Origin of the sequence: Glycocaulis sp., from assembly GCF_052168375.1 — a bacterium.
In the GTDB taxonomy this organism is placed as follows: domain Bacteria; phylum Pseudomonadota; class Alphaproteobacteria; order Caulobacterales; family Maricaulaceae; genus Glycocaulis.
Map to the genome: position 1 here is coordinate 1 of NZ_JBQLZR010000237.1, position 9,796 is coordinate 9,796.

The 9,796-nt window shown below is 63.1% G+C and carries 9 protein-coding genes and 1 pseudogene; 2 read left to right on the forward strand and 8 right to left on the reverse strand.

The genetic code is table 11. The features are described 5' to 3' along the window. The 5 genes from ACTS2Z_RS09620 to ACTS2Z_RS09640 all read right to left on the reverse strand — a co-directional run. Positions 1 to 677 (reverse strand): esterase-like activity of phytase family protein (locus tag ACTS2Z_RS09620; protein WP_442572997.1); only part of this gene is annotated, 677 nt, incomplete at its 3' end. 9 nt (positions 678 to 686) lie between these two features. After that, on the reverse strand, positions 687 to 2,627 hold the full coding sequence (gene cobT / locus ACTS2Z_RS09625; protein ID WP_442572998.1) for a cobaltochelatase subunit CobT: 1,941 nt from the start codon (positions 2,625 to 2,627) through the stop codon (positions 687 to 689). Between the two features lie 45 nt (positions 2,628 to 2,672). Beyond that, positions 2,673 to 3,776 carry a hypothetical protein gene (locus ACTS2Z_RS09630; protein WP_442572999.1) on the reverse strand — a complete coding sequence of 368 codons (1,104 nt, stop codon included), beginning with the start codon at positions 3,774 to 3,776 and terminating at the stop codon, positions 2,673 to 2,675. 88 nt (positions 3,777 to 3,864) lie between these two features. After that, positions 3,865 to 4,854 (reverse strand): cobaltochelatase subunit CobS, encoded by a 990-nt coding sequence (gene cobS, locus ACTS2Z_RS09635; protein ID WP_442573000.1) that lies wholly within the window; start codon positions 4,852 to 4,854, stop codon positions 3,865 to 3,867. A gap of 94 nt (positions 4,855 to 4,948) precedes the next feature. Then, a complete protein-coding gene (locus ACTS2Z_RS09640) occupies positions 4,949 to 5,575 on the reverse strand; it encodes a DnaJ domain-containing protein (protein ID WP_442573001.1) in 627 nt (208 codons plus the stop codon). Positions 5,576 to 5,628: 53 nt separating this feature from the next. Here ACTS2Z_RS09640 and ACTS2Z_RS09645 point away from each other — a divergent pair, with 53 nt between their 5' ends. Then, complete coding sequence (locus tag ACTS2Z_RS09645) at positions 5,629 to 5,898, forward strand: BolA family protein (protein ID WP_442573002.1); 270 nt, start codon at positions 5,629 to 5,631, stop codon at positions 5,896 to 5,898. 131 nt (positions 5,899 to 6,029) lie between these two features. On the opposite strand, the gene ACTS2Z_RS09650 is transcribed toward ACTS2Z_RS09645, so the two are convergent. From ACTS2Z_RS09650 to mdh, 3 genes are read right to left on the reverse strand one after another with little or no spacing between them, the layout of a single operon-like run. Then, on the reverse strand, positions 6,030 to 7,172 hold the full coding sequence (locus ACTS2Z_RS09650) for an acyl-CoA dehydrogenase family protein (RefSeq protein WP_442573003.1): 1,143 nt from the start codon (positions 7,170 to 7,172) through the stop codon (positions 6,030 to 6,032). Next, the gene (locus ACTS2Z_RS09655) at positions 7,172 to 8,197 is read right to left on the reverse strand and encodes an aspartate-semialdehyde dehydrogenase (RefSeq protein ID WP_442573004.1); all 1,026 of its coding nucleotides are present in this window, start codon (positions 8,195 to 8,197) and stop codon (positions 7,172 to 7,174) included. Before ACTS2Z_RS09655 ends, ACTS2Z_RS09650 begins: the two co-directional genes overlap by 1 nt. Positions 8,198 to 8,250: 53 nt before the next feature. Beyond that, positions 8,251 to 9,219, reverse strand: coding sequence for a malate dehydrogenase (mdh, locus tag ACTS2Z_RS09660; protein ID WP_442573005.1), 969 nt, complete (start codon positions 9,217 to 9,219; stop codon positions 8,251 to 8,253). 223 nt (positions 9,220 to 9,442) lie between these two features. Here mdh and ACTS2Z_RS09665 point away from each other — a divergent pair. Then, a pseudogene (locus ACTS2Z_RS09665) lies at positions 9,443 to 9,796 on the forward strand (hypothetical protein); the annotation flags it as partial.

Genomic DNA, 9,796 nt, shown 5'->3' on the forward strand with positions numbered 1-9,796 from the left:
CGGAAGATGTCTGGCGTCCGCTGGAGATCGCCAAGATCATACCGGTAGAGGGCATGGACGCCATCAAGGCTGGAATGCTCCACCCCTGCCCATGCGTGCCCTGACTGTATGGCAAGCGCCTCCAGCGATGCGTTGCGGGGCAGATCCGCCGCGACGGGAGGCCGTGCAAGCGCTTGCGGGCGGGCCGTTGCGATATGCTCGCCTTCAGGCCCGATAGCATAGGCCTCGACGCGATGATTGCCCTCGAAACTGACCAGCCAGACACCGTCACCGAGATAGGCGAGCCCTTCAGAATCTGCTGATCCGGCCGCCCAGGGCTGCCCATCCGGCCCCAACAGGGGTGCCATGCGGACATTCTCCAGCCCGGTTGGGACGCCGGCCTCATCAAGAACCAGGTCTGCCGTCAGCCACTGGGCCCGGTCAGACAAGGCAATCAGGCGGGTGCCGTCCGCATTGAAGGCAAGGGCGGAAAAGCCACCAAAGGCCGGGTCCGTTGAGCGCAATTCGAGCCCGCCGCGATAGACCAGCTCGCCCAGATCGCGCCGCTCGGGTTCATCGGGATAGAGCGGCACCGGGACGGCATCCACGATAACAGGGCGCTCGCGGTCTGGCTGGTCAGCTGCGGCGAGTGGCGTAAACCAGACGGCCAGCAGGACAACCCAAACCGCTCTCAACATCGGATATTCCTATCGTACCGGCCGGCCCGAACTGGCGGCAACCGCGCGCTTCATGGCCGACAGAGTATCGCCCGAACCGGTGACAGTTTTTCGGTCCTGACCGCCGGTCTGTCCGGCTGCCTTGGCGGGCTTTGCAGGCTGCTCATCAAACAGGCTCGCCAGCTGGTTGGTCATCGCGCCGGCCAGTTGCTCGACATCGACGATGGTAACGGCTCGCTTGTAATAGCGGGTCACGTCGTGGCCGATGCCGATGGCCAGCAATTCCACTTCGGAACGGGTCTCGATGAAGCGGATCATCTCGCGCAGATGCTTTTCCAGATAGGCCGGTGAATTGGCGGACTGGGTGCCGTCATCGACGGGCGCGCCATCTGAAATGACCATGAGAATGCGCCGCTGTTCAGGCCGGGCGAGCAGGCGCTTCCACGCCCATTGCAAGGCCTCGCCGTCGATATTCTCCTTCAGCAGGCCATCGCGCAGCATCAGTCCCAGATTGTTGCGCGTTCGCCGCCAGGGCGCATCCGCGCCCTTGTAGATGATGTGACGCAGATCGTTCAGGCGGCCCGGCCCCGGCGGTTTGCCCGCTGCCAGCCAGTCTTCCTTGGACCGTCCGCCCTTCCAGGCGCGGGTGGTAAAGCCGAGGATCTCGGTCTTGACCCCGCAGCGCTCCAGCGTGCGGGCCAGAATGTCGGCGCAGGCCGCCGCCACGAGAATGGGCCGGCCCCGCATCGAGCCTGAATTGTCGATCAGCAGGGTGACGATTGTGTCGCGGAACTCGGTATCGCGCTCCTGCTTGAAGGAAAGCGGCAGCATCGGGTCCATGATCACGCGCGGCAGGCGGGCGGGGTCGAGAATGCCCTCTTCCTGGTCAAACGCCCAGGACCGGCTCTGCTGGGCCATCAGCTTGCGCTGCAGCCGGTTGGCCAGCCGCCCCACCGCTCCCTCAAGGCCTTTCAGGTGCTGATCCAGTGTGCGGCGCAGGCGCGACAGCTCCTCGCCATCACACAAGCTGTCGGCGGTGATCACCTCGTCATGACGGGTGGTGAAGACCTTGTAGGCGTTGGGATCATCCCCGCGCGGCGGCACCCAGTTGGGCCGGGCCGCCTCCATCGTCTCGCCGGGCTCATCCTCGGCATCGATGCGGGTCTGGCTGTCGTCGGCGAAGGAGATGTCCTCCTCGTCTGCCGCTGTACCCGAAGCGCCGGAGCGTTCCTGGCTGTCTTCGCCCTCGCTGCCCTCATCATTGTCGCTATCGCCCTCTTCGGGCGGGTTTTCGAGACCGGAATCCTCCGTCTCGTCGGGTTCGTCCTCTTCGGACTCCTCACCCAGCTCCTCGGCGAGATCGAGATCGCGGATCACCTCGCGCAGGGCCTTGGCAAAGGCCTTCTGGTCGGAGGCGGCATCTGCAAGCGTATCGAGCGCGCCGCCTGCCGCCGCCTCGATATCCTCGCGCCACACCGACAGGACGCCGCGCGCGCTGTCCGGAGCCGGCTTTCCGGTGATCCGCTCGCGCACCAGCATGGCGAGCGCTTCGGAAAGCGGGGCGGACTGGCGGTCATCGCTATGCTGGAAGCCTGCGCGCGTATAGCGCTCGTCCAGCATGGCCTCGATATTCTCGCCGACACCCTTCATGGCGCGCGCGCCGAGGGCCTGACAGCGGGCATCCTCCACAGCGTCAAAAATCTGGCGTGCCTTGCTTCCCGGCGGCAGGGCCTGGGCGTGGGCGCCGGTATCGTGAAGCACGCGTTTGAGGGCCAGCGCATCGGCCTTGCCGCGCAGGCGGGCCGCTTCCAGCGGTCCCGGCTCGGTGGACACCGCCGGCAGGATCGCCTTGTCACCGTTCAGCGTCACCGTGTCGCCGGAGAAGGCGACTTCCAGCTCCCGGTCGCGTGCCATGGCACGCGTCGCCGCGCTCAGCGCGCGCTTGAAGGTTTCCGAAGGTGTGTCCGTCATGGGGCAAGCCGTTTCATGTCTTCCCGACACCTAAGCCGGGACGGCTCATTCGGCAATGGCACGCGCGAGCATTGCCTCGACCTCGTCCACATGAAAGCGGGTCTGCCCCCGCCAGCGAAATTCGCGCGGCAGGTCTGCAAAGTCCACATAACCGTCGTCGGAAATCGGGATGCGGTCTGCCAGCTGGAAGTTGCCCGGTGGGGTTTCCGGCCTCCAGTCACGCCGTGCGGCGATGACGAGATGGCGTTGTCCCGGCACGCACCAGGTTTCCGGCTGTTCGGCCAGTTCGCAGATTTCCGGTTCAATGGTTGCATTGGGGATCACGCGTGCTGACCGGCAAAGCATCCGCGCTGTACTGACCCGGCCTCGAGACACCAGTTCAACGCCATAGTACCAGCTGGGGTACTCGGCCTCGTTTCGGTTTCCTTGGGCTTCCTGCGGACGAGAATCCGGGCGAAGCGATTGATAGGTCATTTCACCGGTTTGCCACCGGTCTTCCCACGGCTGTGCGCAGCTCTCGGTGGTTTCGATTTCCATCGCCGGATAAATCTCGATCAGCTCCTGGACCGTCCATGACGGGGCCGCTTCGTCCCAGCTCATGCCAGAGAGATGGCGGCGCAAGGCGCGAAGCCAGGGATCATTGCCGTCACGCACTGGAACGAGAGTGCGATTGAACCGGTCGCTGACCAGCGCGCCGTCCGAATCGAGGAAAAAAATGTACAAATCGCCGCTCTGGAGGCGGCGTACTGTCTGGCACGCCGAGTTGATGCTCAGCATGTCCAGATTGGTCGGCTGGCGCCAGAAATTCATGGACTCTGCTGGAAATATGTCGGGCCAGGCCGGGTTGGGCTCTGCAGCGTCATACCGCAGTTCCAGGCGTTCAGGTGCCGCGCCCTTGAGGACCTCAAGCATCTGGAAATAGGCGGTATGGGGCCGGATCGGTTCAATGTCCCAAAGAAGCGGCCGGGTGCCCTGAGGGGCTGTATTCAGAACCCGCGCCAGGACGATTGTGTGCGTGCGGTCTATCAGGTGCGGTGCGTAGGGCGACTGGAATGGCCTGTGGTGCATGAGAGAACAGGCCGCCGACGCTCCGGCAAGGCCCGCAAAAGCCATGAGAGAACAGGCCACAAAGCCAAGCAGTTGCACCATGAGTGCGTGGGCAGGCCATGAGGAGCGCATGCAGTAAGGCATGGCTCAGCCTACCCCGGCACTCCACAATCTGGAAGTGTAATTCCCGTCAGGCGGCCTTGCCGGTGCCTTTTAACGGGCTTTCGCTGAGCGTTTCGCCGAACACGCGCTGGTAGAACTCGGCCACGATGGGCCGCTCCAGCTCGTCACACTTGTTGACAAAGGTCAGGCGGAAGGCCGTCCCGGCATCGCCGAAAATCGCGGTGTTTTCAGCCCAGGTGAGCACGGTACGCGGGCTCATCACGGTGGAGAGATCACCATTGATGAAGGCTTCGCGCGTCAGATCTGCCACCTTCACCATGTCGGCAATGCGCGCCTTGCCCTCTTCGGTCTTGCCGTAATCGCCGAGCTTTGCCTCCACGATGGCGCGCTCGGTCTCGGAAGGGAGATAGTTCAGGGTCACGACCAGCGACCAGCGGTCCATCTGACCCTGATTGATCTGCTGCGTGCCGTGATAGAGCCCGGTCGTGTCGCCAAGGCCCACCGTGTTGGTGGTCGCAAAGAGGCGGAAGTGCGGATGCGGGCGGATGACGCGCGTCTGGTCGAGCAAGGTCAGCGAGCCTGACGCTTCGAGCACGCGCTGGATGACGAACATTACATCGGGGCGCCCGGCATCATATTCATCAAAGAGAAGCGCAACCGGGCGCTGCACGGCCCAGGGCAGGATGCCTTCCTGGAACTCGGTCACCTGCTGGCCGTCGCGCACCACGATGGCGTCCTTGCCGACCATGTCGATCCGGCTGACATGGCTGTCCAGATTGACCCGGATCATCGGCCAGTTCAGGCGCGCGGCCACCTGCTCGATATGGGTCGACTTGCCGGTGCCGTGATATCCCTGAACCATCACGCGGCGGTTGAAGGCAAAGCCGGCGAGGATGGCGCGCGTGGTCGCCGGATCAAAGACATAGGTCTCGTCAATGGCCGGAACGTGCTCGTCGCGCGTGGAAAAGGCAGCCACCTCGAAACCGGGATCGAAGCCGAAAAGGGCCTTGCAATCGGCTGTGGTGTCAGGCTTGGCGGCGATCAGCGTGTCGGTCATGTCGGTCCGGTCAATTCGTGAAAACAGGTATTCTGGAAACGGTAACTAGCGCGCAAGCGCAGCATTGGCCAGCGATGCCTCTGTGCGCAAGCGCTCAGGCCATCCCGGCGCTTTTGAGAATCTGGTAGCTCGCGACCACGCGTTGAAGGGCTTCCTCGCGGGAGCGGTCCCCGCCATTGGAGTCCGGGTGATAGGCGCGGACCAGCTCGGCATAGCGCTTGCGGATATCGCCCTTGGCGGCGCCTGCCTCCAGCCCCAGCGCATCGAGCGCCTTTTGCTGCAAGCGGCCGAGCTGTGGTCCCTTGGGCGCCGAGGTGCCGTCTCCATGACGCGGCGGGGGGCGTTCGCCAAACAGGCTGAACGGGTCGATGAAGGCGGATTGCCAGTCGGCGCTGGCACGTTCGGCCTTTGCGCGCGCCGTGCCCCCGGCGCGGAAATTCCAGGTCGGCCGGTGTCCCCAGGCCGCGCTCTGGGCATAGGCCTGGGCCGCGCCTTCGCTCATGCCTTCGAAGAAATTCCAGCTCTTGTTGTATTCGGCCGCGTGCTTCTGGCAGAAATGATAATGCTCGTTCAGGCGTTCACGGGATTTGGGTGCCTTGGCGGTTGCCGCTTCCTGACAGCGCGGATATTCGCACAGCGTCAGGTCCTCGGCCGGCTTGCCGCCGGGCGGACGGATGCGGATATCCTTGAAGCGCGGACGGTATTTGAAGCCGGAATCCATATTGCTAAGTATGGTGCCGCGGTCCTTATCGGGCAATGAAGGAGACAGGTGAAATGACAGAGGTGCGCCGCCGGATCGAGGACAGGCTGAAAGCGGCGCTCGCGCCGGCAGAGCTCGATATCATCGATGACAGTGCCTCCCATGCCGGCCATGCGGGGGCAAGGCCCGGCGGGGAAAGCCATTTCACCGTCGAGATTGTGTCCGAGGCTTTTGCGGGAAAAAGCCGGATCGAGCGCCATCGCCTTGTCAATCACGCGCTCGCCGAGGAGCTGGCCGGACCAGTCCATGCGCTGGTGATACGGGCAAAAGCGCCGGGGGAATAATTCCTTCTTCTTTCGTCATCCCCGCGCAGGCGGGGATCCAGAGAAGGTGAGGCAAGGGTATCGAATGTGGCTCTGGGTTCCTGCCTGCGCGGGAACGACGAACGGGAAAACAGGCGTGAAGAAAGAGGGCGCTAAAGACCCATCTGCTTGACGGCGAGGTCGCGCATGATCTCTTCAGACCCGCCGCCAATCGCCATGACCTTCACCTCGCGGTAGATGCGTTCGATGGCCTGGCCACGCAGATAGCCTGCCCCGCCCAGTATCTGCATCGCCTCGCTGGCGCAAAACTCGGCTGTGGTGGAGGCCAGAACCTTGACCTTGGCCAGTTCCGCAGCGGGCATTTCGCCTTCATTCATGCTCCACGCGATTGAGCGAAGATAGGCCTCCAGCGCGTCGATGCGCATGCTCATGTCGGCAATCTTGTGACGGATCACCTGATGCCGGATGAGCGGCTTGCCGAATGTCTCGCGTTCCTTCGCCCAGCTGACAGCATCGTCAAGGCAGCGTTTCGCCATGCCCAGACAGCCCGCCGCCAGGGCGAGGCGCTCATAATTGAAGTTTTCCATGATGGAGAGGAGGCACAGGCCTTCCTCACCGAGCTGGTTGCCCGCCGGCACATGGCAGTCATCGAAGTGCAAGGTGGCCGTGTCGGAGGCCCACCAGCCCATCTTGTTACGGATCGGTGTCCGGCTGAAACCTTCCGAGCCGGCCTCGACCAGAAAGAGCGAGATGCCTCCAAACCCCTCGCCGCCAGTGCGCGCGCCGACCACGTACCAGCGGGCCTTCATGCCGCCGGTGATGAAGGTCTTCTCGCCACTGATGCGCCAGCCATCGCCGTCCTTGACCGCGCGGGTGCGGATACGCGACAGGTCTGATCCGCCGGAGGGCTCGGTCATGGCGAGCGCGCCGCCTTCGCGGCCGGAAATGATGCCGGGCAGCACCGCCTCTTTGGTCTCTTCGGACGCGAGCTTCGCAATGGGCCCGGTCATGATGTTGCGGCAGCCGAGCGAGGCATTGACCCCGCCTGCCCCGCAATACGAGAGCGCTACGCCGCTATCGATGCGCATGAAGGCGTCATCAAAGCCGAGCCCGCCATAGGCTTCATCAATGCCGAAGCCGAACAGGCCGAGCGCCCCGGCCTTTTCGTGCAACTCCCAGGGAAAATCGCCCGCCTCGTCCCATTCGTTTGCGAAGGGCGCAATCTCGCGCGCCACGAAGGCTTCCACACTCTCGCGGAAAGCCTTGCGTTCGGCGGTATCGAACGGGCTGCGCATCAGGCCTTCACGATACCCTTGTTGAGCAGGACTTCTGCGATCTGAACGGCATTGAGCGCGGCGCCCTTCCTGAGATTGTCGGAGACAATCCACAGGGCCAGACCGTTTTCTACCGTCGGGTCCTCGCGGACACGGGACACAAAGGTCGCAAACTCGCCAACGCTTTCCACGGGCGTCACGAAGGCGGGGTCTTCCTCGTCCGCGCGGTCAACCAGCATGATGCCGGGGGATTCGCGCAATATGGTGCGGGCCTTTTTCGCGCTGATCTCGTTTTCAAACTCGATATGGGCCGCCACGCAGTGGCCGACAAAGACCGGCACGCGTGCGCAGGTGGCAAAGAGCTTGATCTTCGGATCGAGGATTTTCTTGGTCTCGACCGTCATCTTCCATTCTTCCTTGGTCGCGCCGTCTTCCATGAAGACGTCGATTTTCGGAATCACGTTGAAGGCGATCTGCTTGGAAAAGGCCTGCGGCTCGATGGGGTCGTTCACATAGATGGCGCGCGTCTGCTTCCACAGCTCGTCCATGCCTTCCGAACCGGCGCCGGAGGTGGACTGGTAGGTCGCAACCGAGACGCGGGTGATGGCTGCCGCATCGTGCAATGGCTTTAGCGCCACCACGGTCTGGATGGTGGAGCAGTTCGGATTGGCGATGATGCCCTTGCGGATGCCCGCATCGAGCGCATCGGCATTCACTTCCGGCACGATCAGCGGCACGTCCGGGTCCATCCGCCAGGCCGAGGAATTGTCGATAACGATGGCGCCGGCCTTGGCAATCTTCGGCGACCATTCCTTCGACACATCCCCGCCAGCACTCATCAGGACAAGATCGACGGTTGAAAAGTCGAACGTTTCCAGGTCCTTGCACTTCAGGGTCTTGTCGCCATAGCTCAGCTCGGTGCCGACCGAGCGGCGCGAGGCGAGGGCATGAACCTCGCCAGCCGGGAACAGGCGTTCAGCCAGAATGGTGAGCATTTCCTTGCCCACCGCGCCGGTTGCGCCAACGACTGCGATATTGAGTCCCATGGATGGTGTTCCTGAAATGCGGGGGTCTCCCCTGTAACCAGGGGAGGAGATCGTTAGGCCAGGCTCGGATCGATGTCCTTGCAGGCCTTTACAAGGCCCTTCACGGCGTCGACCGAGTGATCGAACATTGTCTGCTCTTCGGCGTTGAGGCTGATCTCGACGACTTTTTCTGCGCCGCCAGCGCCGATCACGACCGGTACGCCGACATACATGTCCTTCACGCCGAACTGGCCGGTCAGGTGCACCGCGCACGGCAGGACGCGCTTCTTGTCGTTGAGGTAGGATTTGGCCATTGCAATGGCGCTTTCCGCCGGCGCGTAGAAGGCCGAGCCATTGCCCAGAAGCTGGACGATCTCGCCGCCACCCGAACGGGTGCGGTCAACGATGGCATCCATCTTCTCTTTCGTGGTCCAGCCCATTTCGATCATGTCCGGCACCGGAATGCCGGCAACGGTCGAGTAGCGCGTCAGCGGCACCATGGTGTCGCCATGGCCGCCCATGACGAAGGCGGTGACATCTTCGACCGACACGCCGAACTCTTCGGCCAGGAACCAGCGGAAGCGGGCTGAATCCAGCACGCCCGCCATGCCGACCACCATGTGGTGGGGCAGGCCGGAAAATTCGCGCAAGGCCCAGACCATCGCATCGAGCGGGTTGGTGATGCAGATCACGAAGGCGTTCGGGGCGTGCTTCTTGATGCCTTCGCCAACCGACTTCATGACTTTGAGATTGATGCCCAGAAGGTCATCGCGGCTCATGCCGGGTTTGCGCGGCACACCGGCGGTGACGATGCAGACATCGGCGCCCGCAATCGGGGCGTAGTCCTCGACCGAGCCGCCAGACAGGTGGCTGTCCTTGCCGAACACGGGGCTGGCTTCAGCGATGTCCAGCGCCTTGCCCTTGGCCGTACCTTCGGCGAGGTCCATCAGGACGACATCGCCCAGCTCCTCGCGCGCCGCGATATGGGCAAGCGTGCCGCCGATCATGCCGGCACCGATAAGGGCAATCTTCTTGCGGGCCATAAGCCTCTCCTTGCTAGCTTTGCGGAGCGCCGGAGGACGGGTGTGCTGCGGCGCAAAAACCAATGGCCGCGTGTCTAGCGCCGCGGGAGGTTTTTCGCAATGTCCACACGCCGCGCTTTGTCCGGACAGCTTCCGCGATACGCGGGGTCAAAAATTATTGTTTTACAGAAAGATTTTTCTGTCATATAGAATGTATCCGTCACAGCGCCGGGAGAGCCACGAGATGAAAACACGTTGGGATTCGATGCTTTATGTCGTCAGCCTGCTGTCGCTGGCGCTTCTTGTCATCCATGCCGGCCGTGAGTGGGTGGAGGTGCTGGCTGACGGGCCGCTGGGGGTTGACGGTGCTCTGGGGTATCTCAATGCGGGCCTTGTCGGCCTGGTTCACATCATGCCCTTCGTGTTCCTTATCCCCGGCCTGGTGGCGCTCGTGAGGCTTGGTGCTCATTACCGGCGCGGAGAGGTGTTTACCCGCCGCAATGCCGGGCTGATCGAGCAGTTCGGCAGCGCGCTTGTTCTGGCCGCCGGTGCATTTGTCATCTTCCGCCCGACCCTGCTGGACTGGATCGGCGGTGTG